The sequence below is a fragment of the Streptomyces sp. NPDC058758 genome (assembly GCF_042746075.1).
In the GTDB taxonomy this organism is placed as follows: Bacteria; Actinomycetota; Actinomycetes; order Streptomycetales; family Streptomycetaceae; genus Streptomyces.
In genome coordinates this window covers 1-22,593 of sequence record NZ_JBHYPS010000059.1, presented here as the reverse complement: position 1 = coordinate 22,593, position 22,593 = coordinate 1, and the positions used below count along the sequence as shown (strand labels likewise).

The following is a 22,593-nucleotide window of genomic DNA, read 5'->3' as shown; positions in this document are numbered from 1 at the left end:
CCTCCCCCGCGCCTCCCGTCCGCCGGCCGGGAGGCGCCGCAGACCCCAGGAGCCCTCCATGAGGACGCACGCGCGACACGCCCCGCCCGCGGGGCGCGGATCCCTCACCACCGGCCACATCGTCTTCATGATCGTCGCCGCCGCGGCGCCGCTCTCCGCCATGGTCGGCACCGTCCCCCTGGCGTTCGCGATCGGCACCGCCGAAGGCGTCCCCGCCGCCTTCCTCTTCGCCGGCGCCACCCTGCTCTGCTTCTCCGTCGGGTACGCGGTCAGCGCCCGCCGCACCGGCGGTTCCGGCGGCTTCTACTCCTCCATCGCCGACGGCCTCGGCCGGCCGGTGGCGGTCGGCGGCGGCTGGACGGCGGTCGTCGCCTACAACAGCGCCACCATCGGACTGGTCGGCGCCTCCGGCTACTTCACCAGCCTGGTGCTGGCGGGCCACGGCGTCCACCTGGCGTGGGAGTGGTGCGCCGCGGTCGTCCTGGTGCTCGTCGCGGTCCTCGGGTACCGGGACATCGCCGTCAGCGCCCGCGTGCTGGCCGTCCTGATGATCGCCGAGATCGGCGTCCTGGCCGCCCTGGACGTCGCCGTCCTGGCCCGGCACGGCGTGCGGGCGCTCCCGGCCGCCTCCTTCTCCTGGCGCGCGGCCACCGGCCCCGGCCTCGGCGTCTCGCTGATGTTCGCCTTCGTGTCGTACATCGGCTTCGAGTCGGCCGCCCTGTACGGCAGGGAGGCGCGCGACCCGCGCCGCAGCGTCCCCCGGGCCACCTACGTCGCCGTCCTCCTGATCTCCGGCTTCTACGCCCTGACCAGCTGGGCCGCGGTCGGCGCGATCGGTCCCGGGCGGGTCCGGGAGACCGCGGGCGACAGCCTCGGCGACCTCTTCTTCGTCCTGGGACGCGACCACCTCGGCGCCCTCGGCGGCACCGCCCTGGAGATCATGCTCTGCACCAGCCTGTTCGCCGCGACGCTGGCGCTGCACGGCGCCGCCAACCGGTACGCGCAGGTGATGGCCGACGACGGCCTGCTGCCCCGCCGGCTGGGCCGGCTGCACCCGAGGTTCGGCTCGCCGCACCGGGCCGGTCTCGTCCAGGCGGGGATCTGCGCCGCGGTCGTCGCCGCCTTCGCCGCGGGAGGGCTGGACCCGTACGCGAGCATGACGACCAGCATGCTCGGCCTCGGCACCCTCGGCATCGTCGTCCTCCAGGCGCTGTCGGCGCTCTCCGCCGTGGCCCTGCGCCGCAAGGACACCGGAGCGGGCCTCTGGCGGGGGGTCGTGGCGCCGCTGCTGGGTTTCGCCGGCCTGGCGGCCACGGTGTGGCTGGTGGTCGGCAACTTCGACGTCCTGACCGGTGCGACCGGCGGGGTCGTCGCCCGCCTCCCCTGGACGATCGTCCTGGTCGTCGCGGCGGGCGTGCTGTGGGCGCTGCGGCTGCGCGCGACCGCCCCGCAGCGCTACCGCGCGCTGGCCACCGCGCACCTGGCGCCCGGGGCGGACCGGACGGAGGCGGTGGGGCCCCCGGCCCCCGCCCCCGTCTCGGAACCGGCCTGACCCCTCGTCCCCGCCGCCGCTCCCGTCCCTCTCCGCCCACCCGCCCCGGAGGAAGAACGTGCACGACGTACGCGAACTGATCGACAGCGGTCCGGAGACGGAGCGCCGCCTGGCCCGGCGCGGCCATCCGTTCGACCTCGACGGGCTCCGAGCCGCCCAGCGGCGCCGGGTCGCCGCCCTGGAGGCGGTGAACGGCCTGCGGGCGGAGCTGAAGCGGGCGTCCCGGAAGGGCCGCCCGGCGGGCCCGGGCGCCCGGGCCGGAAACGACCCGACCGGTGACGACCCGGCCGGGGACGACCCGCGTGAGCGCAACCGCCGCCTCCGGAGCCGGGTGCAGGCCGCCGAGGCCGAGGCGAGGGAGGCCGAGAACGACCTGGAACGGCTCCTCCTGACGGTGCCGAACCTGCCGGCCGACGACCTCCCCGACGGCTTCGACGAGAAGGACGCCGTGGAGGTCCGCCGCGTCGGCCCGCACCGCGGCTCGGGCCCCGGCCTCGGCCGGCACCACGCCGACCTCGGCGAGAGCCTCGGCATCCTGGACACGGCGGCGGCGGGGAGGCTGTCCGGCGCCCGGTTCAGCGTCGCCGTCGGCCCGGGCGCCCTGCTGGAACGCGCGCTGGGCTCCTTCCTCCTGGACCTGCACGGCCGGGAGCACGGGTACACCGAGTACGCGGTGCCGCACCTGGTCAGCCGCGAGACGATGACCGGCACGGGCCAGCTCCCCAAGTTCGAGGACGACCTCTTCGCCACCTCGGTGGGCGGCCGGGAGCTCTTCCTGATCCCCACCGCCGAGGTGCCGCTGACCAACCTGCTCGCGCGGGAGACCCTCGACGGGCACCGGCTGCCGCTGGCGATGACCGCCCGCACCCCGTGCTACCGGGCCGAGGCGGGCTCCTACGGCCGCGACACCCGCGGTCTGCTCCGCCTGCACCAGTTCGAGAAGGTGGAGCTGGTCCGCGTCTGCCGGGAGGAGGACGCGGAGGCGCAGCTGGAGCTGATGCTGACGCACGTGGAGGCGTGCCTCCGGCGTCTGGAACTGTCGTACCGCGTGGTCCTCCTGCCGGCCGGCGACATCGGCTTCTCCGCGCGGAAGACGTACGACGTCGAGGTGTGGCTGCCCGGCAGCGGCACCTACCGCGAGATCTCCTCGGTCTCGGACTGCGGCACCTTCCAGGGGCGCCGGGCCGGCCTCCGCTACCGCGCGGGCGGTTCCCGGCGGCCCGCGGCGACGCTCAACGGCTCCGGCCTGCCGATCGGAAGGACCGTCGCCGCCCTGCTGGAGCAGGGGCAGGAGGAGGACGGCTCCGTGGTGCTGCCGGAGGCGCTGGCCCGGTACACGGGCTTCCGCCGGCTGCTTCCCGGCGGCGGCTGCGAGTGACGGCCCGCCGGCCCCGCGATGACCGCCGCGGGGCCGGCGCCGGCCTCACGCGCTCGCGCGCAGCAGGGCGGTGGACCCGTGCAGTCCCGGGTCCTGGTTGAGCATCCGGTGGAACAGCTGCCGCAGCTTCGGCGAGGGCTCCATGCCCAGCTCGTCGGCGAGCCGCAGCCGGGCCGCGTTGTACACGCCGACGGCCTCGGCCTGACGGCCGCTCCGGTAGAGCGCCACCATGAGCAGCTCCGTGGTCCGCTCCCGCCACGGGTGGGCGACGCTCATCCGCTTCAGCTCGCCGACCACCCGCACGGCCTCGCCGGCGCGCAGCCGCAGCCAGAAGGCGTCCTCGCGGGCGGACAGGTACTCCTCCTCCCACTCCGCGGCGGCGCTCGCGCAGAGCGGCCCGACGGCGGCGTCTCCCAGCGGCGCCCCGCGCCACAGGCCGAGCGCCCGCTCCAGCGACGCCAGCGCGCCGGCCGGGTCGTCCTCCTCCATGGCCCGGTGGGACCGGCGTATGAGCCCCCGGAACTGATGGACGTCGATGTCCTCCGGCGCCGCCTGGAGGCTGTACCCGGCCCCCCGCGTCCGCACCAGGTCGGCCGCCGGGTCCCCCGCCAGCCGCGCGAGCGTGCGCCGTAACCGCGACACGTGCGCCTGGAGCGCGTTCTCCACGGTCGCCGGCGGGTTCTCCCCCCACAGCTCGTCGTACAGCGTCGAGACGGACACCACCGCGGGCGCGTGGATGAGCAGACTCGCCAGCAGGGACCGCTGCCGAAGCCCCGGAACGGCATGGACCGCGTCCCCGACGCCGACTGCCACCGTGCCCAAGATCCGGAACCTCAAGAAAGCCTCCCCTAGGTCGCGGCCCGCGGCTCTCACGCCGCCCGTGCCGTCCTGTGCCGCAGTACTGCGCATTGTGAAGCTTCGGCCTAGAGTCCGGCTGGACACTCCCGCCGCGCGGGCGGCGGGCGGGGCGGGAACCGGCGGGCCTCCGCAGGAGTCCTGGGGTCATGGGGGGCGGAGCCGGGGGGCTTCGCGGAGGATCAGGGGGAGTTCATGGATCTGTTCGACTTCGAGGTGGGCGGTCGCGGCGGCGACGGGCCGGAGGTGGGCGGTCACGGCTGCGGCTGGGGGACGGTCCTCTTCCTCGGCGTCTGCGTCCTGCTCGTCCTCGCGGCCCAGTGGGCCTTCGGCGCGGTCGGCGACCTCTTCGGCTGGCTGCTCGGCCTGCTGGACTGACCCGCCGCGCCGACCGGCCGCCGTCGGCCGTGGGCCGTCGGGACCGGCGTGCCCCGGGACGTGCCTCAGGGCGTGCCGGGGGTGCCGGTCGGGGCGGCGGGCGCGGGGCAGGCGACGGTGCCGGGCCTGACGGAGAGCTTGAGCCGGGGCGTGGTGAGCAGGCCGGGGATCTGGAAGTCCTGCGCGGTGCCGCTGATCCGGTCGAACTTGGCGTAGCGGGCCTGGATGCCGAAGCGGTGCTGCGGGGCGCCCAGCGGGTTGGGCACGTAGGCCCCGGCGGAGTCCTTGACCGTGCGGACGTCGGCGCCGTTGACGTTGAGGTCGACGATGCCGTCCATGTCGAGTTCGCCGGTGGCGTTCCTGAGGTCGAGGACGGTGTTCTGGGTGCGGATCTCCCAGGAGCCGGGATCGGCGTCGCCGAGGGTGAGCAGCAGGGTGTACGTGGCTCCCGCGATCTGCTGGCGCTGGCTGAGGCAGAGGCCGTTGAGGACCCCGTCCGCGAAGCCCATCCGCAGCACCCGCACGCTGCCGGCCGTGCCGTCGGGGCGCACGACCTCCTGGTCGACGACGGCGGCGCCGTACTGCGTCCCGTACAGGCTGCTGGTGGTGAAGTCGACGGGCCGGTCCTGGATGCGCAGGCCGACGGCGAGCGCCCCGGTGGCCATCGCCGAGCCGAGCCCGCCGGCCGCGAGCAGGGCGGGCACGGCGACGAGGAGGCTGCGCCGCCAGTGGGTGCGGCCCTCCTGCCGGAGGGGGGCGGGGCGGAGGGGTCCGGGGCGGGCGTCCGAGCGGCTCATGGCGTGGTCACCGTGATCGTTCCGGGAAGGTGGACGGGGTTGTCGGTCGAGTTGAGGGCGGCGTGGTCGTCGACGGTCCGGATGGCGTAGATGTCGCCCGCGAAGTCCTCCGCGCCGGCGGTCAGCGGGATCAGCGAGCCGAAGAAGTCGAGCAGCCCCTGGACCCCGCAGATCTTGAGCAGGACGCGGACGCAGACGTTGGTGATGTTCCCCCACATCGTCGTGGTCTCGGGCCGGCCGGCGCTGTCGTAGCCGCCGAGCGAGCCCTCGTTCGGCACGTCGATGACGACGGTGTGGCCGTCGGCCCGCTGCGTCACGTTCATGTGGGAGCGGATCTTCAGCTTGGTGAAGGTGTACTTGTTGGTGACCCGGGTGGTGCCGTCGGAGAGCCGGATCGTGACGTCCTTGTCGACGGTCAGGGAGACGGCGACCATGCTGTCGATGGTCACGTGGAGGGGGTCGGGCGAGGGCAGGAACGGTACGCCCAGCGGGGCCACGGCCGCGGGCGGCCGTCCGGCGGCGCTGCTCGGCTGCCCGGCGGCGAGGGCGCTGGCGACGGCGAGCAGCAGCGCGGCCGCGACCGCGACGGCCTTGCGCCGCCCCCGTGCCCCCGCGCGCGTCACGCCTCCACCGCCTCGGGTGCGGCTCCGGTCCCCGCGGTGGCGCGGGGGCGCTTGGCGCCCCAGCCGACCAGCATCGATCCGCCGAGCACGCCGAGGACCATGCCGAGGAGGAAGCCGCCGAGGTTGGAGACGACGAGGGAGACCACGGCGAGGACGCAGCCGATGAGGCCGAAGGTGTAGCGCTGCCGGGGGGCGGCGATCGGGATGAGCCCGCACAGGATCATGCCGCCGCCGACGAGGTACCCGGCGACGCCGCCGAAGCCGGTGCTGACGATGAGCTGGACCGAGCTGAGGGAGAACTTGAGCACGGTCCAGCCGCCGGCCGCCAGCCAGACCCCGCCCCAGAAGGGTCGGGTGCGGCGGAAGGCCCGGAACCAGGCGTACGCGCTCCGCAGCCGGGCGTACGCGGCCCTCCCCCGGCTCAGCACGACGTGGCCGTTCCGGCGACGACCCTCAGCTTCAGGTTCGGCAGCACCAGGGCGCCGGCCATCTCGGCGTCGTACGCGGTGGCGTTGAGGCCGTGCAGCTTGATGGAGCTGCCGCCCTCGCCGCCCGCCGAGCCGAGGCCGAAGCCTCCGGGGAGCGCGCCGGTGAGCGGCTTTCCGGCGACGGTGACCTGGTCGGCGGACTGGCCGAGGACCGCGTTCTGGAGGGTGGTGGGGCCGTAGGCCTGGAGCTCGGTGGCCTGGATGTAGAGGTTCGAGGCGTCGATGTCGGTGGTGAAGCTCGCGGGCGGGGCCGCGGTGACCGTCTGGCCGCCGGTGAGCAGCAGCGAGTACGGCACGCCCGCGATCGACTGGTGGACGATCCCGCAGAGTCCGGCGAGGCCGGCGCTGGCGAAACCGACCCGCGCCATCGCGGTGTTGGTGGTCGTGGTGCCGTCGGGTCGGCCCACGGCGGGGGTGTTGACGATGGCGCCGAAGCCGGTGCCGGAGACGCCGTTGGAGGTGAGGGTGAACGGCTGCCCGGTGACGCTGAAGTTGGCCGCGAGGGCGCCCTGCGCGAGGGCGGCGCCGAGCGCGCCGACGGCCAGGCAGGAGGGGACGAGGGCGAGGGCGCCGCGGCCCCAGCGGGTGCCGCGGCGGGTGCCGTCGGCGGCCTCGGCGAGCATCCGGGCGTTCCAGGCGGCGGTGGCGCGGGCGCCGTCGGCCCCGAGCCGGGCGAGCGGACCGCCGGCCTTGCGGGGGCCTGCGAGGAGGGGGTTCATGCGGAGCCGCTCCCAACGGATGCGGGGGACCCGGGGGTCCCGTCGGTGGCGCGGGCGCGGCGCAGGAGGCGGCCGCGGCGCTTGGCGGGCTTCTCGGGCAGCCAGCCGAAGGCCATGGCGCCGCCCAGGACCGAGAGGGCCATGCCGACGAAGAGGCCGCCGAGGTTGGAGAGGGGGAAGGAGGCCACGCCGGCGATGACGGCGATGGTTCCGGCGGTGTGGCGCTGGCCGGGCAGGGCGAGGACGAGCAGGGCCATCGCCATGATGACGACGCCGCCCGCCATGCCGGCGATGCCGCCGACGCCGACCTGGAGGATCTTGCCCAGCGGGGCCATCGGCAGGAAGAAGATCACGAAGCCGCCGAGGGCGATCCACAGTGCGGCCCAGAACGGCCGGGTGCGGCGCCAGCGGCGGAAGGCGCGGCGGGCCCGCGCCGGGGCGGAGGGCGGCGGCGGATCGGTGCGGTTCGCCACGGTGCCGGTCGCGCCGGTCGTGTCGGTCGTACCGATCGTGGCGGGCGTGTCGGGCGTGTCGGGCGTGCCGGTCGCCCCGGTGTCGGGCGCGGGCGGGTCGGTGGTCGTCACGGGGGCCTCGCAGCGGCGTTCGGGAGGGAGGGAAGGGGGCGGACGGTCGGTCCCGGGACGGCGCGCCCCGGGGGGGGGCGCCGTCCCGGTCCGGGTGGTGCGGTGGTGCGGTCGTGCGGTGGTGCTCATGCGGTGCGGAGGGGGTGTCAGCAGCCCGAGTCGCCGTGCTTGATGGCGATCGCGAGGTCCGGCAGCGTGATGGCTCCGGCGATCGTGGCACCGTTGGCGTCGGCGTTCAGGTTGCTGATGTCGGTGCGGCCGCCGGTGGCGTCGAGGCCGAACTGGCCGGCGGAGCCGTCCTTGATGCCGGTGGCCTTGATGCCGTCGCCGTCGGCCGCGGCGCCGATGACGTTCGGGGTGGCGTCGCTGGCGTTCAGGGTGGCGGTGGCCGCCTTGAGCGCCTGCGCGTCGAGGATGAGCTTGTTGGCCTGGAGCCCGGCGCCGTTGACCAGCTGGTCGCTGGTGAGCGGGGTCTGGGCGGCGGGCGAGGAGATGTTGAGCGACCAGGTGCCGAGGCTGCCGACCACCGGGAGGTTGACCGACTGGGTGGCGTGGACGCAGATGCCGTCGAGGCCGGCCTTGGCGATGCCGACCTGTGCGGCGCCCTTGGGCCCGCCGGCGTCGATGGTGTGCATGACCGCGCCGATGCCCTGGGGGGCCGCCACCGTCTTGGAGCTGAGGGTGAACGGCACGCTGGTCAGGGACAGGTTCGCCGCGAGGGCGCCCTGGACCATCGCGGTGGCCATGGCCGCGACCGCCGCGCAGGCGGGGACGGCGAGGAAGGCCGATCTGCGCCAGCGGGTGACGCCTCTGGGCTCGTTCTGCATGAGGGTTCTCCAACCGTTGGTCCGCGCGGGTGGCGCGGGGTGGGGATGAGGGACGGCCGTGCGTCCGGGGCCGGAGGCCGGGGACGACGGACACTTGGTGGCCGCCTGTTCGAGAATTGGACACTATGAGAAGTTGTGTCAATAGTGCGGACGGGCTCCGTCTATTTGTCACGCCCCCGAGGGGCGCGGTCGCTGCTCTACGCTGGCGCGATGGCACGCTTCAGGGAGACGGTCCGGACACTGCTGCGGGAGCGCCTGCTGGACGCCGCCTTCGAGCGCGTCGCGCGGGACGGCTTCGACAGGCTGCGCATGGCGCACCTGGCCGGCGACGTGGGCGTCAGCCGGCAGACGCTGTACTCCGAGTTCCCCTCCAAGGAGGCGGTGGGCGAGGCGCTGTTCCGGCGCGAGCTGGAGCGCTGCCTGGTCGGCATCCAGCAGGGCCTGGACGCGCACCCGGACGACCTCCGTGCCGCCGTGGAGGCGGCCGTCGGCTTCACGCTGAAGCTGGCCGGCCGCAACCCCCTGATCAGGGCGATGCTGACGAGCACCGGCGAGGACGGACTCCTCCCCTATCTGACGACCCGGTCGGCCGCCGCCTTCGACCTGGCCACGACGATGGCCGGGACGTACGTGGCGGAGACCTGGCCCTCCATCGACCCGGTCGCGCGCGAGCTCGCCGTGGACACGGCGGTCCGCCTGACGGCGAGTCACATCGTCCAGGCCACCGCCTCCCCGGAGGAGTCGGCCCGCCGCATCGCGGACACGGCGGTACGGGTCGCCCTCAGCACCGGCCACGAGCGGCTGCCCGCACCCGCGCCCCGCGCCTGAACCGGCCGGGGCGGGCGGTTCGGGCGGCCGGCCCCCTTCCCCGGGACTTCGCAGGCCGGGCTCCGGTGGCGGACCCCGGTGGCGGACCCCGCCCGTGCCGGGGCACGGCGACGGCGCGGCCCCGCCTCCTACGGCGGCCGGGGCCCTGCGTACTCCTCCAGTACGGGCCGGTTGCCGAGGCCCGGCGCGGTGGAGAGGGGGTAGGCGCGCAGCCCGACCCGCCCCTCGACCCGGTCGATCGCGCCCCATCCGTACTGCCGGGAGTCGTCGGACAGGTCGGGGTTGTCGCCCAGGTAGAAGAAGCCGCCCTCCGGGACGGTCCGCAGCTCCGCGCGCGCCGAGCGGGTGCCCTCCGCCGAGCAGCACGCGCCCGCGCGGTGGGCCCGCTCGTCCCACTGGGACGCGACCACCCGGCGGACGGGCCCCTTCCCGCCCTCCTGGAGCAGGACCTGGAAGGGCTCCTCGCCGGTCGACACGATCGCCACCCGGTCGCCGGGCAGTCCGATCACGCGCTTCACCATGAGGGAGTCCTGCCGGCCGCCGCGCAGCAGGACGACGTCGAAGCGGTGCACCCGCCCCTCCGAGCCCGGCGAGACGAGGATCCGGTCGCCCGGGCGCAGGGTCGGGTCCATGCTGGACCCGTCGACCCGGACGCCCAGGGCGGTCACGGCCACTCCCGCGAGCAGGGCGAGCAGGGCGCCGGTCCCCAAGACGGCGCCGAGGACGCGGCCCGTCCTCATCGGCGGCCCCTTCGGCGGCTCCCGCGGCCGGGGTGCGGTACGGCCCCGGACCGGTCGAATTCGGTCATGGCGGGAAGGTAGGCCGGGCGGCGGACGGCGGCTGTGACCGTACCGCTCAGCCTTGTTGACCGCGCGTCAACAAGGGGGCCGCTCCGGGCCCGGACGGGGCTCCGGCGCCGGGGACGCCCCCGGACACGGGAACGGCGTGCCGGTCGCGGACCTGGTAGGCGCGGGGGGTCTCGCCGGTCCAGCGGCGGAACGCGCGGTGGAAGGCGCTGGGTTCGGAGAAGCCGAGCCGCCGGGAGAGGCGCTCGATGGAGACCCGGCCCGCGGTCAGCTCCGCGATGGCGTGGTCCCGCCGCACCTGGTCGCGCAGCCGCTGGTACGTGGTGCCCTCGGCGGCCAGTTGCCGGCGGAGGGTCTGCGGGCTGACCGAGAGCCGCTCGGCCAGCTCCTCCGGCGTGGGGACGGGACCGGCCGGCAGCGCCCGGCCGATGAGGTGACGCACCCGGCCGGTGGCGGTGCTCCCCCACTCCGCGCAGACGAGCATGCCGTCGGGGGCGCGGCGGAGGAAGGCCTGGAGGGCGTCCGCGTCCCGCAGGACGGGTTCGTCGAGGTCGGCGCGGTCGAAGACGGCGGCGGTGCGTCCGGCGCCGAAGACGCAGGGGGCGCCGAACAGCAGGGCGTACTCGGCGGCGTGCGGGGGCTCGGCGTGGGCGAACTCGACCCGGCGCAGCCCGATCCGGCGGCGGACGAGCCAGCCGGCGAAGCGGTGCGCGACGAGGACGGTGGCCTCGACCCCGAAGTGGAGGGGGTCGTCGTAGCCGGAGACGTCGAACTCCAGCCGGGCCTCGTCGGGGCCCCCGTGCTCCCCCGCGGGCGCGGCCGGTTCGGCGAGCCGGAACTCCGGGCCGCCGGGGAAGAGGGAGTAGAAGGCCCGGGCGCGGTGCAGGGCCTCGCGCAGGTCGCGGCTGCCGTGGACCACGACATGGCCCATCATCGCGAAGGTGCCGACCTTGGTGGGGGCGCCGCCGAAGCCGATCAGCTCGTCGTCCAGGGCCGCCCAGAGCATCCGGACGAGCCGCCCGAACCGCGCGGCGGGCACCCGCTCCGGGCCGGCCGCCCCGGCCCCGGCGAGCGTCCCGGGGCCGTTCCGCGGCCCGTCGCCGGCGAGGAGTTCGGGCGGCAGTCCGGCGCGCGCGAGCAGGGGTTCGACAAGGACCCCGCTCCGCCGGGCCCCCAGCACCACGGCCCGTACGTGATGGGCGTTGACCGACCCCGTCCGCATGCCCGCCGCCTCCGTTCCGGCCGCGCCGGTCCCGCCGGATCCTCGGCGCGCTTGACACTTCACCTGATGGATGTCCAGGTTCGGACACTCTAATGCGAACTGTAAGGCGCTTGGGGGGAGTCTGCGCCGAACGGGGCGTACGTCACAGGAACTCCGTCTACCGTCGCTCCCGGAAGACGCCGGAGGCGCATCGAGAGGGGCAGGCATGAGCGGAGTGGCACGGCGGACCGTGGTGGCGGCAGGCGGAGCGGGACTCGCGTCGGCGGCACTGGCCGCCTGCGGCGGCTCGAACGCGGAGGGGGACCCCGGCACCGGAGGGGCGGACGGCGCACCGGAGGGACCGCTGGCGAGGACCGGGGACATCCCGGTGGGCGGCGGCAAGGTCCTGGCCGGCAAGGGGGTCGTCATCACCCAGCCGAAGGCCGGGGAGTACAAGGCCTTCTCGTCGAAGTGCACCCACGCCGGGTGCGCGGTGAGCGAGGTGAAGGACGGCGCGATCGTCTGCCCGTGCCACCAGAGCAGGTTCGACATCTCGGACGGCAGCGTGAAGTCCGGCCCGGCGACGTCGTCGCTGCCGCCGGAGCCGATCGAGGTGAAGGGCGAGGAGATCTCCTTCGGCTGACCCCGCCCGGACGGACTCCCGGGACGCCCGGCCCGACGGCCGGGGCGCGGCGCTTGCCCGGTCCGCGGCGCCCGACCGGGGCGCCCGGCCCGGGCTAGCCGCGGCCGGCGGCGGGGCGCCTCGGCGCCTTCCAGGCGGCGAGCAGGTCGTCGGTGGTCGCGAGGGTGGCGACGAGGGCGAGGGTGTTGCGGATCATCGCGGGGGTGTAGTCGGCCGGCACCCCCGCGATGGCGTCCCGGGGCACGACGACGGTGTAGCCGAGGTTCACCGCGTCGAAGACGGCGTTGGGCACGGCCACGTTGGCGGAGACTCCGGTGACGACGAGCGTGCGGCAGCCGAGGTTGCGCAGCAGCGCGTCCACGTCCGTCCCGGCCAGCGGGGACAGGCCGTGCAGCCGTCGCACCACGAGGTCCTCGTCGGCCACCTGGATCGGCTCCGCGACCCGCACCGCCCGGGAACCGCTGTGCTGTTGCACGGGAAGGCGCTCCGCGGCCCGGAAGAGGCGCGCGTTGCCGCTGGAGCCGCGCCCGTCGGGACGCCGCTCGGCCACGGCGTGCACGACCTGCACCCCGGCCCGGTGAGCGGCGTCGACCAGCCGGGCCACGTTGGCCAGGGCCCCCGACCTCCGGGCGACGGCGGCGAGTTCGGGCAGGGCGCTGTCCACGCCGACGACCCCCTCCTGGCACTCGACGGTGAGCAGCACGGTCCCGTCCGGCCGCAGCAGCTCGTCGAGTTCTTCCCTGCGTCCCATCGCTCCCCCTGGTCCCCGTCCCGACGTCCCGGCACCCGCCGCCCGCCTCCGCCCCTTGCACCGGCGCGGGCCCGCCCCCATGATTTCTGACGTCTCATCAGAAATCCAGAAGGGTGCGGACGATGACCGTCGCACAGCGCCATGGCCGCCGGATCATGATGACCCCGGCGGAGCTCGACTCCTTCCTCGCCGAGCAACGCACCTGCCGGGTCGCGACCGTCTCCGCCGACGGCCGCCCCCACCTCAGCGCGCTCTGGTACGCGTGGGACGGCACCTCGCTCTGGCTCTACTCGCTGACCCGCAGCCGCCGCTGGGCCGAACTGCGGGCCGACCCCAGGATCTCGGTGCTGGTGGACGACGGCGAGGAGTACGGCGAGCTGCGCGGGGCGGAGCTGTCGGGGACGGCCGTCTTCGTCGGCGAGGCGCCGCGCACGGGCGAGCCCTGCCCGGAGCTCGACGCGGTGGAACGGCTCTTCGCCGCGAAGAACTTCGGCCTGGACGCCATGCCGCACGACGGCCGGCACGCCTGGCTCCGGCTGACCCCGGACGCCGTCGCCTCCTGGGACTTCCGCAAGCTCGCGACGCCGTAGCCCGTACGCGCTCCGGCACCGCGCCCCGGACGCACGGCACCGCCGCCGCCCGTACCCCCGGCCGCGCCGCTCAGCGCACGTGCGGCCGCCCGGCCTCCCGCAGCGCCTCGACGACGGCGCGCAGCGAGGGCCGGCGGCCGGCGTCGGTGCGCCAGGTGGCGTGGATGTGCCGGCGCATCTGCTGGCGCACGGGCACGCAGACGACCCCTTCGGGGTGGGGCCGGCCGAGCCGGGGCGTGACGCACACGCCGAGGCCGGCGGCGACGAGCGCGAGCTGGGTGTGGTGCTCGCCGGCGAAGTGGGCGATGCGCGGTTCGATGCCCTGGGAGCGCAGGGTGAACATCAGCCAGTCGTGGCAGAACTCGCCCTCCGGCCAGGACACCCACTCCTCGTCGGCGAAGTCCTCCAGGTCCACCGCCTCCCGCCCGGCGAGCCGGTGCCCGGCCGGCAGGGCCACGTCCGCCGAGTCGTCGAGCAGGTGGGCCCGCTCCAGCTCGCCCGGCACCGGCGAGCGGCGGTTGCTCCAGTCCAGGACGATCGCCAGGTCGGCGTCGCCGCGCAGCACCGCCCGCACCCCCTGCTCGGGCTCCAACTCGGCGGTGCGGACGCGCAGGTCGGGGTGGCGGGCGCGCAGGGCGGCGAGGGCGGCGGGGAAGAGGCCGCGCGCGGCGGTCGGGAAGCCGACGAGCCGGACCTCGCCGACGACCTGGCCGCGCTGCGCCTCGATGTCGGCCTGGGCGAGCTGGACGTGGGAGAGGATCCGGGCGGCGTGCTCGGCGAGCAGCAGGCCGGCGTCGGTGAGCCGCACCCCCCGCCCGTTCTTGGCGAGAAGCTGCTGGCCCACCTCCCGCTCCAGCTTGGACAGCTGCTGGGAGACGGCGGAGGTCGTCACGTGCAGCCCGTCCGCGGCGCCGCTGACGGAGCCGTGCCGGGCGACGGCGTCGAGGGTGCGCAGGCGCTCCAGGTTCAACATGTAAGCAATGCTAAGGGAAGGGGTCGACACAATCTCGCTTGTTCTACGAGGTCGGGCCGGTCACCCTGAGTGCATGAGCCACGCGACCGCCTCCGCCCCCTCCCCCTCGCCCCTCCCCTCCCCGTTCCGCTCCCGTCTCCTCGACTGGCGGGTCCGCTTCGGCGTGCTGGCCCTGATCTGGGGCTTCAGCTTCCTCTTCATCAAGGTCGGCACGGACGGCTTCGCGCCCTTCCAGGTGACCTTCGGCCGGCTGCTGTTCGGCACGGCGGTGCTGGCCGCGGCGCTGCTGGTGAAGCGGGACCGGCTGCCGCGCGGGGCGCGCACGTGGGGCCACCTGGCGGTGGCGGCGTTCCTGCTCAACGCGCTGCCGTTCTCGCTCTTCGCGTACGCGGAGCTGACGATCCCGTCGACGCTGGCGGGGATCTGCAACGCGACGACCCCGCTGTGGGGCATGGTCCTCTCGCTCGTGGCGCTCTCCGAGGACCGCCCCACCCGGGTGCGCGCCGCGGGCCTCGGCATCGGCTTCATCGGCGTGCTGACGGTCCTCGGCGCGTGGCAGGGCTTCTCGGGCCTGGACGTGACGGGCACCGCGCTGGCCCTGCTGGCCTCCTTCAGCTACGCCGTCGGCTGGATCTACGTCCGCCGCACCCTGAGCGGCACCGGCTCCTCGCACCTCTCCCTGGCGACCGGCCAGGTGGGCGCGGCCACCCTGCAGCTCGCCCTCGTCACCCCGCTCTTCACCACCCTGCCGGAGTCGGTCGAGCTCCTCCCCCTGCTCGCGGTGATCGCGCTCGGCGCCCTCGGCACCGGCTACGCGATGCTGCTCCAGTACGGCGTGGTCGCGGAGGTCGGCCCGACGACGGCCTCGATGGTCACGTACTTCATCCCGGTCATCGCGACGGCGGCGGGCGTGGCCTTCCTCGGCGAGCACCTCGCCTGGAACACCCCCGTGGGCGCCGCCGTCGTCCTCCTCGGCGCCGCCCTCACCCAGACCCGCACCTCCCCCCGCACCCCCGCGCCCTCCCGCGCGACCGCGTCCCTCGCGGGCGCCCCGCGGAAGACCCCGACCCGCGCCTGACCCGGCGCGGGGCTCAGGCGGGCCGCAGCACCCCGCCGGGCTCCTCCGCCGCCTGCGCGGCGAACTCCTCGAACCCGAGGTTGCCGAGCTCCAGGTTCGCGTGGACCCCGTGGACGGCGGCCGGCACGAGCCGGAACTCCCGGGGCGCCGGCGCGTCGACGAGCTCCTGGTAGTACTCCGGGTCGAGCCCGCTCTCGTCCTCCCACAGCGTGTCGACCGCGAGCAGGGCCCGTACCGGTGACTCCCGCGTGTGCCGGTCGGCGAGGAAGACGGCCGCCGGCCCCTCGTCGTCGTCCACGGCGGCGAGCACCTCCTCCACGCTCGCCCCCGCCCAGCACGGCGCGTCGAGCACCCGGACGCCGTTCGCGGCGTCCCCGTCCCGGCCGTCGAGCTCCGCGAGCACCTCCCGCCACGCCGCCTCGTCGCCGAAGTCGGTCCGCACGACGAACGCCGCCCAGGTGTCCCAGCCCTCGATCGCCCGTCGCGCGTCGTCGCGCCGCTCCCGATCCGTCATGCCGCCGACTCTCGCACACGGGTCCGACAGCCGCCCCGCCTCCCGGTGGCGACGGCGCGGGAGCCGGTCAGCCGTAGCTCCGGGCGGGGGCCGGGCCCGCCGCCGACGCCACGGCGTCGGCCAGGGGTTCGATGTCGTGACGGGTGAGCGGCGAGACCGTGAGGCGCACCCCGGGGCCGGCGGCGATGCGGAAGCGGGCGCCGGGGGCGACCGCCCAGCCCGCGGCGAGCAGCCGCGCGACGGCGCCGGTCTCGTCGGCGACGGGCACCCAGACGTTCATGCCGCTGCGACCGTGCGCCTCGACGCCCCTCCGGGCGAGCGCCCGGACGAGGGCGTCGCGCCGTTCGCCGTACGCGTCGGAGACGGTCTCGGGGTCGATCGCGCCGGTGGCCCAGAGGTGGGCGACGGCCTGCTGGAGGAGGCGGCTGACCCAGCCGGGGCCGAGGCGCTGCCGGCCGAGGACGCGGTCGACGGTCTCGGGGTCGCCGGTGAAGGCGGCGATGCGCAGGTCCGGCCCGTACGCCTTGGCGACCGAGCGGACGAGCGCCCAGCGGTCGGTGACGCCGGCGAGCGGGCGCAGCCGCCGGGCGACGATGCCGTGGCCGTGGTCGTCCTCGACGAGCAGCACCCCGGGGTGGTCGGCGAGGACGCGGCGCAGCTGTGCCGCGCGGGCGGGGCCCACGCAGGCGCCGGTGGGGTTCTGGGCGCGGTCGGTGACGATCACCGCGCGGACGCCTTCGTGCCGGATCGCCCGCTCGACCTGTTCCGCGACCGGCCCGTCGTCGTCGACGGCGACGGGAACGGGGCGCAGCCCCAGCGCGGGGACGAGATCGAGGAGGCTGCCCCAGCCGGGGTCCTCCACGGCGACCGCGTCACCGGGCCGCAGGTGCGCGGCGAGGACCCGTTCGATGGCGTCGAGGGAGCCGGAGGCGACGCCGACCGGCCCGTCGGGGACGCCGTCGGCGTCGAACGCCGCGCGGGCGAGCCGGGCGAAGTCCGGGTCGACGGGCGCCTCCCCGTAGAGCCCGGGCCGCACGGCGTACCGCCGCGCCGCCTCGGCGAGGGCCCCGTCGAGCGGCGGCAGCAGGGCCGGGTCGGGGTTGCCGCCGCTGATGTCCCGGACGCCCGGCGGCGCCTCGACGCGCAGCGAGCCGCGCGCGGTGGTGGCGGGCCGCGGACGCACCCGGCTGCCGCGCCGCCCGTCGGTCTCGATGACCCCGCGCTCCCGCAGGGTCCGGTACGCGGCGGCGACGGTGTTCGGGTTCACGCCCAGTTCGGCCGCCAACTCCCGCATGGGCGGCAGGTTCTGCCCTGGCTCCAGCGCCCCGGAGCCCACCCCCCGCTCCACGCTGGCGGCGATCTCCGATGCGCGACGGCCTTCGATCCGATACTCTCCTAGCACAAAGCAGATTATGCACTAGTGCAATACGAGGGGCAAGGGGACCCGCCATGAGCACCACGACCACCGGGAAAGCCACGACGGCCGCGACCACCGAGGGCGGCTCGAGCTACCCGCCCACCGACCGGACCGTGCCCACGCGCTCACGGCAGCGCGCCTCCTACGACAAGGACGTCGTCCACGCGATCCTCGACGAGGGGTACGTCTGCCACCTCGGCTTCCTGCGCGACGGCGCGCCCGTCGTCCTCCCGACCCTCTACGGCCGGATCGGCGAGCGGCTGTACGTCCACGGCTCCACCGGCTCCCGCCCGCTGCGCATGGCCGGCGCGAAGGCACCCGCCGAGGCGCCCGGCCTGCCCGTCTGCCTCACCGTCACCCACGTCGACGGCCTGGTCCTGGCCCGCTCCGCCTTCCACCACTCGCTCAACTACCGCTCGGTCGTGGTCCACGGCACCGCGCACCAGGTCACCGACCCCGACGAGCTGCGCTCCGCGCTCGACGCGCTCGTCGACCAGGTCGTCCCGGGCCGGGCCGCGGACTCGCGTCCGGCGAACGCCAAGGAGCTGGCCGCCACCGCGGTGATCCGGCTCGACCTGGAGGAGGTCTCGGCCAAGGTCCGCACCGGCGGCCCCAACGACGACGCCGAGGACCTGCCGCTGCCGCACTGGGCCGGCGTGGTCCCGGTCGCCCCGCGCACCGGCACCCCGATCGCCTCGGCGGACCTGGACCCGGCGATCGCCCTGCCCTCCTACCTGACGGCGCGCTGAGGACACGGCATGCTCATCCACCCCTGGGACGCCGCCGACGAGACCGAGTGGCGGGAGTGGCTCGCCCGCCACGACTTCGGACAGCTCGCCGTCAACGGCCTGCCCGGCGAACCGCCCTGAGTGCAGCCGGCGCACTTCCGGTACGAGGCGGAGCCCGGCCCGTACGGCAGGGTCCTCACCCACCTCGCCCGGCCCAACCCTCTCTGGCGCGCCCTCGAGGCAGATGCACAGGTGCTGCTCAGCGTCGTCGACGACTACGTGTACGTCCCCGGCCACTGGACGGCCCCCGAGGGCGAACCCGCCGAGCACGGGACCCCGACCGCGTACTACGCGGCTGTGCAACTGCACTGCGTGGCGCGCGTGGTGGACGACCCGGCGGAGAAGGCCGAGCTGCTGAACCGCCAGGTCGCCCACTTCCAGCCGGACGGCGGGACCGCGCGCGTCGCCCCCGGCCAGGCCCCGTTCGGCCGGCTGCTCCCCGGCATCCGGGGGCCGGTCCTGGACGTGACGGAGGTGCGCGCCAAGTTCACGTACGCGGGCAACAAGCCGGCCGGCGTGCGGCGCCGGGTCGCGGGCCGGCCGGCCGAGCGGGCCGGCCCGGGCGACCTCGCCGCCCGCGCCCACCAGCTCCGCCGCCTGCCTGAGCACGGCTGACCGGGCACCGCGCCCCTCCCGGCCCCCGGCCCCCGGCCCCCGGCCGTACGACGGCTACACCGCCGCGGGCTCGACCGTCCTGCGCCGCTCCACCGCCGTCCGCGCCTCCGCGAGGGCGAGGCCGGTGACGGCCGCGAGCAGCAGCACCGTACCGAGCACGGTCGTCGCCGTGAGCTCCTCGTCGAGGAGGGTGACGGCGAGCAGCGCGGCGCTGACCGGCTCCAGGAGCATGATCACGGAGACGGTGGCGGCCCGGACGACCGCGGCCCCGGCGAAGTACAGCGCGTAGGCGAGGGCCGTCGGGATGGCGGCCACGTACAGCAGCAGGAGCAGCAGCCGGACGACGTCCTCGGTGTGCGGCAGCAGGCCCTCGACGACCGCGAGGGGCAGCACGACGAGCGCCGAGACGCCGAAGGTCCACGCGGTGCTCACGAGCGAGCCGGCGGCGCCGGCCCCGCTGCGGCCGAGCCGGCGGGTGAGCAGGGTCAGGGCGGCGAAGCCGGCGGCGGAGAGCACCGCGTAGCCGACGCCGGCGAGCCGGACCTCTGCTCCCCCGCCGCCCAGGACCAGGACGGCGAGCCCGGCGAGCGCGCCGACGACGGCCGCGAGGCCGCCGAGGCCGAGGCGTTCGCCCATGGTGACGCGGGCCCCGATCGCGATGAGGACGGGGCCCGCGCCGAGGGTGACGACCGTGCCGACGGCGAGTCCGGTGGACTCGACGGCGGCGAAGTAGGCGGTCTGGAAGACCGCGAGACCGAGCCCGGTGCCGCCGATCCGGATCAGTCGCGTCTCACGGCTCTCGACGACGGCCCCGGCCGCGGACGGAGCGTCCGACGGGGCGGCGGAAGCCACCGATCCGGCCCGGGTCCGCCCGGGACGCAGCAGCCGCAGCGCGGGGACGGCCAGGAGCAGCAGCAGGCCGCCGGCGCAGCGCCAGAAGGAGAGAGCGAGGGGGCCCATGTCGCTGTTCCGGAACACGAGGGAGCCGGCGGCGCCGGCGGTGCCCCAGGCGATTCCGGCGACGACGAGGTAGACCAGGCTCCGCCCGACGGGCAGGGCGGGGTGCGCGGCAGGGAGGGACTGCGGGTTCGACACGTGGTTTCTCCGGGAAGACGGCCGTCCGTGCGGACGGACCGGGGTGAAGGGTGGTCGCCGGCTCCGCGCGCGGGCGCCGACGGACCGCTCGGGGGCGTGATCGCCCGCCCGAGGCCGGTCGGTCGTCTTCGGGAGAAGGGGCCGCGCGCGCTAGGCGGCGGGCGGCGGAAGTACGGTCGCGTGCATGGTCGGCACCCTACGGGCCGGTTCGGCCGCCCGACAACTCCCCCTCGGCGCCCGCCGCGATCCCCCGCTCGCCGTCCCCGGCGCTTTCACCGTGCTCGCCTTCGGAGCCGGCGACCGGTCCGCCGGACGGCGCCTTGGGCGCGGTGGACTGGGCGATGAAGGCGCCGACGAGGACGAGCGCGCCACCCAGGAGCTGCGGCGCCTCCAGGTGCTCGCCGAGCAGCACCCAGGCGAGGACGGTCGCGATGACCGCCTCCAGGCAGGCGACGACGCCGGCGACCTGGGGCGAGAGCCGGCGCACCGAGACGACACCGGTGACGTACGCGAGGACGGTGGCGATCAGGATGATCCAGCCGAGCAGCAGCCAGGCCGGCACGGAGGTCCCGTCCAGGTCGGCGCGCCCGGCGAGCACGGACGTGTCCATGCCCCAGGGGCGGGCGACGACGGTGAGCACGAGGGCGCCTACGAGCAGCCCGTACGCGATCACCCCGAGCGGATCGGCCGGTTCGGCCTCGTCGGCGCCCTGGTCGGAGAGGACGAAGTACCCGACCTGGCAGCAGGCGGCGGCGAGCGCCAGGAGCAGTCCGAGGAGGTCGAAGCTCAGCCCGGACCAAATCTGGACGACGCAGGCGAGACCGCCGACCGCGAGCACCACGCCCAGGGCGGCGGCACGGGTGACGGGCCTGCGCTGGACGAAGCGGACCCAGCCGAGGACCAGCGCCGGGGCGAGGTACTCGATGAGGAGGGCGACGCCCACCGGGATCCGGGAGAGGGAGGCGAAGTAGAAGGCCTGGACGCCGGCGACGGCGAGGAGGCCGAAGCCGACGAGGAGGCCGGGCTTGCGGCGCAGCAGGTCCCGGTGGCGCCAGGCCACGGGCAGCATGACGAGGGCGGCGCCGGCGACCCGGAGCCAGACGACATGGAGCGGATCGAGTCCCGCCTCGATCAGCGGCTTGGCCGCCACTCCCGAACCACCGAATGCGAAGGCCGAGGCCAGGGCGAGTCCCAGGCCGGCGCTTCTCCCCTGAGACGCGTGCATCGGGCCATCATGACAGGACCCGGTCAGGCGTGTAACCCCTGTCGCACCTGTTGAGACGGCGCCCCCCGGAAACCCTCCCGGGGCCTGGAGTTCAGCCCTCCGCTTCCCCCGCGAAAGCCTCCCCGCCCGGCACCGCGCCCTCACCGCCGAGAGTTCCGGCGAGGGTTCCACCGGGCACCCCGCCGAGGGTTCCGCCGGGCGCGCCCGCACCGCGCGGGGCGATGACGGAGGCGAGGGCCGCGGCGCGGGCGCCGAGCACGGGCGGGTCGACCCCGGCGTGCCGCAGCACCTCGCCGGCCCGGCTGTCGGGGTCGGCGGCGAGCCCGGCCAGCAGGTCGAGCCCGTGGGGCCGCTCCTCGCCGCGCCCTGCGGCGCGCCGCAGGGCCTCCTCCAGGGCGGCCGCGGCCGCCGGCGACCAGCGGAAGGCGCGGCGGCGCCCGTCCTCCCCGGCCCGTACGGCGGGCAGCGGGCGCGGGGCGTCGGCACCCTCGGCGGACCGCTGCCAGCGGAGCCCGTAGCCGATCGACCGCTGCACGAGGTAGCCGAGGACGCGCGCGACCCGCTCCTCGCCGTCGAAGGCGGCGCGGGTCTCCGGGTCGGACTCGACCAGCGCGTGCAGGAGGTGGGCGGTGTCGACCTGGCGGTCGCCGTCCCGCAGGGCCCGGCGGCGGGCGGCGGCGACCACGGTGGCGAGGAGCGGCTCGGGCCCGGCGTGGGCCGGGGGCGCGGTGGGGCGCGACGGGACGGGAGGGTGCACCCTCCCACCTCATCAGCCGCGCCCGCGCGGGTCATCACACGGGAGAACCATGTCCGCGTCCCACCGGAGTCGTGCACACCCGCGCGAGTCCTCCTCCTGGGGGAGGAGATCGGGCCGATTTCCCTCACGGGGCGCGCGCCGCCTTGCCTCACGCCCGCATCGCAACCACGGGCCGCCCCCGAGCGTCTTTCCCGTGTGTTCTGGATGGTCGGTCTGCCCGCGCGCGACGGCCGGCAGTACGTGTACCGGGTGTACGCCCCCCGGGACGCGCTGCCGGGCGATCTGTTCTGGGCCGCGTTCCACCGCCACGAGGAGGACGGCGGTCCGCGTGTCTCGGACCGCTTCGACGCGGCGGAGATCCGGTGGGTCGGCGGCACGGACCCGACCGCCGTAGAACTGACGGTTCATCAGTATTGAATGTTCACGCCCCTCCGGCTACGTTCCGCGACACCAGAACCCAGCGGGCACGCGTGAAGGGGTGGTCGTCATGGCCGAAGTCACCGCGGAGGCACGGATCGAGGCACCGGCCGGGAAGGTGTGGGAACGCCTCACCGACTTCGGCTCGTACGGCGAGTGGAACGCCACCCACACCAACTTCCCGAACGGCGGCCCGGAGACCCTGGCGGCCGGCTCCACCTTCACCGAGAACATGAAGCTCATGGGCTTCCCCGCCGAGGTGCTGTGGACCGTCGAGGAGCTGGAGGACGGCCGGGTCCTCGCCATCCGGGGCAAGGGCCCCATGGGCGTGATCGTCGGCACCCGCTACTCGCTCGCGGACGAGGGCGGCGCGACGACCGTCCGCATCGACGGCGAGTTCACCGGCGCGGCGGTCTCGCTGATGGCCGGGAAGCTGAAGGACTCGGCGACGGCGGCGCTCACCGAGTCGCTGCGCAAACTCTCCGGCCTGGTCGCCTGACCACCGAGCCGCACGGACAGCCCAGACGCGCGGACTCCCCGGACACGCGCGGATCCCGGACCCGCGGAGGCCCCGCGCACGCGCGCACGGGGGAGGGGCCGCACAGGACCTGCCCGGCGGGGCCCCCCCCCACCGCGGCCCCCGCCCACGACGCTAGGCGAGGATAAAGGGCAGCTGGATGACGGCCACCTTGAT

General features: G+C 75.6%; 26 protein-coding genes and 1 pseudogene. 11 read left to right on the top strand and 16 right to left on the bottom strand.

Annotated elements, in window-relative coordinates; all coding sequences use genetic code 11:
• The first annotated feature begins 58 nt into the window (after nucleotides 1-58).
• Both ACFW6A_RS36685 and serS read left to right on the top strand, forming a co-directional pair.
• The gene (locus tag ACFW6A_RS36685) at nucleotides 59-1,552 is read left to right on the top strand and encodes an APC family permease (RefSeq protein WP_386646052.1); all 1,494 of its coding nucleotides are present in this window, start codon (nucleotides 59-61) and stop codon (nucleotides 1,550-1,552) included.
• 58 nt (nucleotides 1,553-1,610) lie between these two features.
• The gene (gene serS / locus ACFW6A_RS36680) at nucleotides 1,611-2,930 is read left to right on the top strand and encodes a serine--tRNA ligase (RefSeq protein WP_386646049.1); all 1,320 of its coding nucleotides are present in this window, start codon (nucleotides 1,611-1,613) and stop codon (nucleotides 2,928-2,930) included.
• A 45-nt stretch (nucleotides 2,931-2,975) separates the two neighbouring features.
• On the opposite strand, the gene ACFW6A_RS36675 is transcribed toward serS, so the two are convergent.
• A complete protein-coding gene (locus ACFW6A_RS36675) occupies nucleotides 2,976-3,743 on the bottom strand; it encodes an AfsR/SARP family transcriptional regulator (protein ID WP_351853129.1) in 768 nt (255 codons plus the stop codon).
• A 237-nt stretch (nucleotides 3,744-3,980) separates the two neighbouring features.
• Between ACFW6A_RS36675 and ACFW6A_RS36670 the strand changes: the two genes are divergently transcribed.
• The gene (locus ACFW6A_RS36670) at nucleotides 3,981-4,163 is read left to right on the top strand and encodes a hypothetical protein (RefSeq protein WP_351853074.1); all 183 of its coding nucleotides are present in this window, start codon (nucleotides 3,981-3,983) and stop codon (nucleotides 4,161-4,163) included.
• A gap of 65 nt (nucleotides 4,164-4,228) precedes the next feature.
• On the opposite strand, the gene ACFW6A_RS36665 is transcribed toward ACFW6A_RS36670, so the two are convergent.
• From ACFW6A_RS36665 to ACFW6A_RS36640, 6 genes are all read right to left on the bottom strand, one after another.
• Nucleotides 4,229-4,960 carry a DUF6230 family protein gene (locus ACFW6A_RS36665; protein ID WP_351853076.1) on the bottom strand — a complete coding sequence of 244 codons (732 nt, stop codon included), beginning with the start codon at nucleotides 4,958-4,960 and terminating at the stop codon, nucleotides 4,229-4,231.
• Complete coding sequence (locus ACFW6A_RS36660; protein ID WP_351853079.1) at nucleotides 4,957-5,583, bottom strand: hypothetical protein; 627 nt, start codon at nucleotides 5,581-5,583, stop codon at nucleotides 4,957-4,959. Before ACFW6A_RS36660 ends, ACFW6A_RS36665 begins: the two co-directional genes overlap by 4 nt.
• Complete coding sequence (locus ACFW6A_RS36655; RefSeq protein WP_351853082.1) at nucleotides 5,580-6,011, bottom strand: DUF6114 domain-containing protein; 432 nt, start codon at nucleotides 6,009-6,011, stop codon at nucleotides 5,580-5,582. Before ACFW6A_RS36655 ends, ACFW6A_RS36660 begins: the two co-directional genes overlap by 4 nt.
• Entirely contained in the window at nucleotides 6,005-6,790 is a 786-nt protein-coding gene (locus tag ACFW6A_RS36650; protein ID WP_351853084.1) for a DUF6230 family protein, read from the bottom strand. The genes ACFW6A_RS36655 and ACFW6A_RS36650 overlap by 7 nt, the downstream gene beginning before the upstream one ends.
• Nucleotides 6,787-7,374, bottom strand: a complete 588-nt coding sequence (locus ACFW6A_RS36645; RefSeq protein WP_386646044.1) for a DUF6114 domain-containing protein — start codon at nucleotides 7,372-7,374, stop codon at nucleotides 6,787-6,789. The genes ACFW6A_RS36650 and ACFW6A_RS36645 overlap by 4 nt, the downstream gene beginning before the upstream one ends.
• Nucleotides 7,375-7,520: 146 nt before the next feature.
• A complete protein-coding gene (locus ACFW6A_RS36640) occupies nucleotides 7,521-8,201 on the bottom strand; it encodes a DUF6230 family protein (protein ID WP_351853090.1) in 681 nt (226 codons plus the stop codon).
• Nucleotides 8,202-8,411: 210 nt separating this feature from the next.
• On the opposite strand from ACFW6A_RS36640, the gene ACFW6A_RS36635 reads away from it, so the two are divergent.
• A complete protein-coding gene (locus ACFW6A_RS36635; RefSeq protein ID WP_351853093.1) occupies nucleotides 8,412-9,029 on the top strand; it encodes a TetR family transcriptional regulator in 618 nt (205 codons plus the stop codon).
• A gap of 128 nt (nucleotides 9,030-9,157) precedes the next feature.
• On the opposite strand, the gene lepB is transcribed toward ACFW6A_RS36635, so the two are convergent.
• Nucleotides 9,158-9,769 (bottom strand): signal peptidase I, encoded by a 612-nt coding sequence (gene lepB / locus ACFW6A_RS36630; RefSeq protein WP_386646040.1) that lies wholly within the window; start codon nucleotides 9,767-9,769, stop codon nucleotides 9,158-9,160.
• 115 nt (nucleotides 9,770-9,884) lie between these two features.
• Entirely contained in the window at nucleotides 9,885-11,057 is a 1,173-nt protein-coding gene (locus ACFW6A_RS36625) for an AraC family transcriptional regulator (protein ID WP_386482448.1), read from the bottom strand.
• Nucleotides 11,058-11,262: 205 nt separating this feature from the next.
• Between ACFW6A_RS36625 and ACFW6A_RS36620 the strand changes: the two genes are divergently transcribed.
• The gene (locus tag ACFW6A_RS36620) at nucleotides 11,263-11,679 is read left to right on the top strand and encodes a Rieske (2Fe-2S) protein (RefSeq protein ID WP_351853101.1); all 417 of its coding nucleotides are present in this window, start codon (nucleotides 11,263-11,265) and stop codon (nucleotides 11,677-11,679) included.
• A gap of 94 nt (nucleotides 11,680-11,773) precedes the next feature.
• On the opposite strand, the gene ACFW6A_RS36615 is transcribed toward ACFW6A_RS36620, so the two are convergent.
• Nucleotides 11,774-12,430: a cysteine hydrolase gene (locus tag ACFW6A_RS36615; protein WP_351853103.1), complete on the bottom strand. Its 657-nt coding sequence runs from the start codon at nucleotides 12,428-12,430 to the stop codon at nucleotides 11,774-11,776.
• Nucleotides 12,431-12,552: 122 nt separating this feature from the next.
• On the opposite strand from ACFW6A_RS36615, the gene ACFW6A_RS36610 reads away from it, so the two are divergent.
• Nucleotides 12,553-13,020, top strand: a complete 468-nt coding sequence (locus ACFW6A_RS36610; protein WP_351853105.1) for a pyridoxamine 5'-phosphate oxidase family protein — start codon at nucleotides 12,553-12,555, stop codon at nucleotides 13,018-13,020.
• A gap of 70 nt (nucleotides 13,021-13,090) precedes the next feature.
• Here ACFW6A_RS36610 and ACFW6A_RS36605 read toward each other — a convergent pair whose 3' ends face one another.
• Complete coding sequence (locus tag ACFW6A_RS36605; protein WP_351853108.1) at nucleotides 13,091-13,993, bottom strand: LysR family transcriptional regulator; 903 nt, start codon at nucleotides 13,991-13,993, stop codon at nucleotides 13,091-13,093.
• A gap of 73 nt (nucleotides 13,994-14,066) precedes the next feature.
• On the opposite strand from ACFW6A_RS36605, the gene ACFW6A_RS36600 reads away from it, so the two are divergent.
• Nucleotides 14,067-15,071: a DMT family transporter gene (locus ACFW6A_RS36600; RefSeq protein WP_351853111.1), complete on the top strand. Its 1,005-nt coding sequence runs from the start codon at nucleotides 14,067-14,069 to the stop codon at nucleotides 15,069-15,071.
• A gap of 13 nt (nucleotides 15,072-15,084) precedes the next feature.
• On the opposite strand, the gene ACFW6A_RS36595 is transcribed toward ACFW6A_RS36600, so the two are convergent.
• Together ACFW6A_RS36595 and ACFW6A_RS36590 are read right to left on the bottom strand one after the other, a co-directional pair.
• The gene (locus tag ACFW6A_RS36595; protein WP_351853114.1) at nucleotides 15,085-15,585 is read right to left on the bottom strand and encodes a DUF6924 domain-containing protein; all 501 of its coding nucleotides are present in this window, start codon (nucleotides 15,583-15,585) and stop codon (nucleotides 15,085-15,087) included.
• 67 nt (nucleotides 15,586-15,652) lie between these two features.
• Nucleotides 15,653-16,987 (bottom strand): aminotransferase class I/II-fold pyridoxal phosphate-dependent enzyme, encoded by a 1,335-nt coding sequence (locus ACFW6A_RS36590; RefSeq protein WP_351853116.1) that lies wholly within the window; start codon nucleotides 16,985-16,987, stop codon nucleotides 15,653-15,655.
• Between the two features lie 47 nt (nucleotides 16,988-17,034).
• Here ACFW6A_RS36590 and ACFW6A_RS36585 point away from each other — a divergent pair, with 47 nt between their 5' ends.
• Nucleotides 17,035-17,751 (top strand): pyridoxamine 5'-phosphate oxidase family protein, encoded by a 717-nt coding sequence (locus ACFW6A_RS36585; protein WP_386646034.1) that lies wholly within the window; start codon nucleotides 17,035-17,037, stop codon nucleotides 17,749-17,751.
• Nucleotides 17,752-17,760: 9 nt separating this feature from the next.
• Nucleotides 17,761-18,405: pseudogene (locus ACFW6A_RS36580) on the top strand (FMN-binding negative transcriptional regulator).
• 54 nt (nucleotides 18,406-18,459) lie between these two features.
• Here the strand turns inward: ACFW6A_RS36580 and ACFW6A_RS36575 are convergent.
• The 3 genes from ACFW6A_RS36575 to ACFW6A_RS36565 form a co-directional block, all read right to left on the bottom strand.
• On the bottom strand, nucleotides 18,460-19,500 hold the full coding sequence (locus ACFW6A_RS36575; protein WP_351853120.1) for an EamA family transporter: 1,041 nt from the start codon (nucleotides 19,498-19,500) through the stop codon (nucleotides 18,460-18,462).
• Nucleotides 19,501-19,696: 196 nt separating this feature from the next.
• Nucleotides 19,697-20,725, bottom strand: coding sequence for an EamA family transporter (locus ACFW6A_RS36570; protein WP_351853122.1), 1,029 nt, complete (start codon nucleotides 20,723-20,725; stop codon nucleotides 19,697-19,699).
• Between the two features lie 91 nt (nucleotides 20,726-20,816).
• Nucleotides 20,817-21,482, bottom strand: coding sequence for a Clp protease N-terminal domain-containing protein (locus tag ACFW6A_RS36565; protein ID WP_386646029.1), 666 nt, complete (start codon nucleotides 21,480-21,482; stop codon nucleotides 20,817-20,819).
• 195 nt (nucleotides 21,483-21,677) lie between these two features.
• Here ACFW6A_RS36565 and ACFW6A_RS36560 point away from each other — a divergent pair, with 195 nt between their 5' ends.
• Together ACFW6A_RS36560 and ACFW6A_RS36555 are read left to right on the top strand one after the other, a co-directional pair.
• Nucleotides 21,678-21,899: a hypothetical protein gene (locus ACFW6A_RS36560; protein WP_351853124.1), complete on the top strand. Its 222-nt coding sequence runs from the start codon at nucleotides 21,678-21,680 to the stop codon at nucleotides 21,897-21,899.
• A gap of 70 nt (nucleotides 21,900-21,969) precedes the next feature.
• The gene (locus tag ACFW6A_RS36555) at nucleotides 21,970-22,398 is read left to right on the top strand and encodes an SRPBCC family protein (RefSeq protein WP_351853126.1); all 429 of its coding nucleotides are present in this window, start codon (nucleotides 21,970-21,972) and stop codon (nucleotides 22,396-22,398) included.
• Nucleotides 22,399-22,593: the final 195 nt, after the last annotated feature.

Coding starts and splice junctions, on each gene's coding strand:
- ACFW6A_RS36685 (WP_386646052.1), top strand. CDS start 59: ATGAGGACGCACGCGCGACACGCCCCGCCCGCGGGGCGCGGATCCCTC.
- ACFW6A_RS36670 (WP_351853074.1), top strand. CDS start 3,981: ATGGATCTGTTCGACTTCGAGGTGGGCGGTCGCGGCGGCGACGGGCCG.
- ACFW6A_RS36665 (WP_351853076.1), bottom strand. CDS start 4,960: ATGAGCCGCTCGGACGCCCGCCCCGGACCCCTCCGCCCCGCCCCCCTC.
- ACFW6A_RS36650 (WP_351853084.1), bottom strand. CDS start 6,790: ATGAACCCCCTCCTCGCAGGCCCCCGCAAGGCCGGCGGTCCGCTCGCC.
- ACFW6A_RS36640 (WP_351853090.1), bottom strand. CDS start 8,201: ATGCAGAACGAGCCCAGAGGCGTCACCCGCTGGCGCAGATCGGCCTTC.
- ACFW6A_RS36635 (WP_351853093.1), top strand. CDS start 8,412: ATGGCACGCTTCAGGGAGACGGTCCGGACACTGCTGCGGGAGCGCCTG.
- lepB (WP_386646040.1), bottom strand. CDS start 9,769: ATGAGGACGGGCCGCGTCCTCGGCGCCGTCTTGGGGACCGGCGCCCTG.
- ACFW6A_RS36625 (WP_386482448.1), bottom strand. CDS start 11,057: ATGCGGACGGGGTCGGTCAACGCCCATCACGTACGGGCCGTGGTGCTG.
- ACFW6A_RS36620 (WP_351853101.1), top strand. CDS start 11,263: ATGAGCGGAGTGGCACGGCGGACCGTGGTGGCGGCAGGCGGAGCGGGA.
- ACFW6A_RS36615 (WP_351853103.1), bottom strand. CDS start 12,430: ATGGGACGCAGGGAAGAACTCGACGAGCTGCTGCGGCCGGACGGGACC.
- ACFW6A_RS36610 (WP_351853105.1), top strand. CDS start 12,553: ATGACCGTCGCACAGCGCCATGGCCGCCGGATCATGATGACCCCGGCG.
- ACFW6A_RS36605 (WP_351853108.1), bottom strand. CDS start 13,993: ATGTTGAACCTGGAGCGCCTGCGCACCCTCGACGCCGTCGCCCGGCAC.
- ACFW6A_RS36600 (WP_351853111.1), top strand. CDS start 14,067: ATGAGCCACGCGACCGCCTCCGCCCCCTCCCCCTCGCCCCTCCCCTCC.
- ACFW6A_RS36595 (WP_351853114.1), bottom strand. CDS start 15,585: ATGACGGATCGGGAGCGGCGCGACGACGCGCGACGGGCGATCGAGGGC.
- ACFW6A_RS36585 (WP_386646034.1), top strand. CDS start 17,035: ATGAGCACCACGACCACCGGGAAAGCCACGACGGCCGCGACCACCGAG.
- ACFW6A_RS36570 (WP_351853122.1), bottom strand. CDS start 20,725: ATGCACGCGTCTCAGGGGAGAAGCGCCGGCCTGGGACTCGCCCTGGCC.
- ACFW6A_RS36555 (WP_351853126.1), top strand. CDS start 21,970: ATGGCCGAAGTCACCGCGGAGGCACGGATCGAGGCACCGGCCGGGAAG.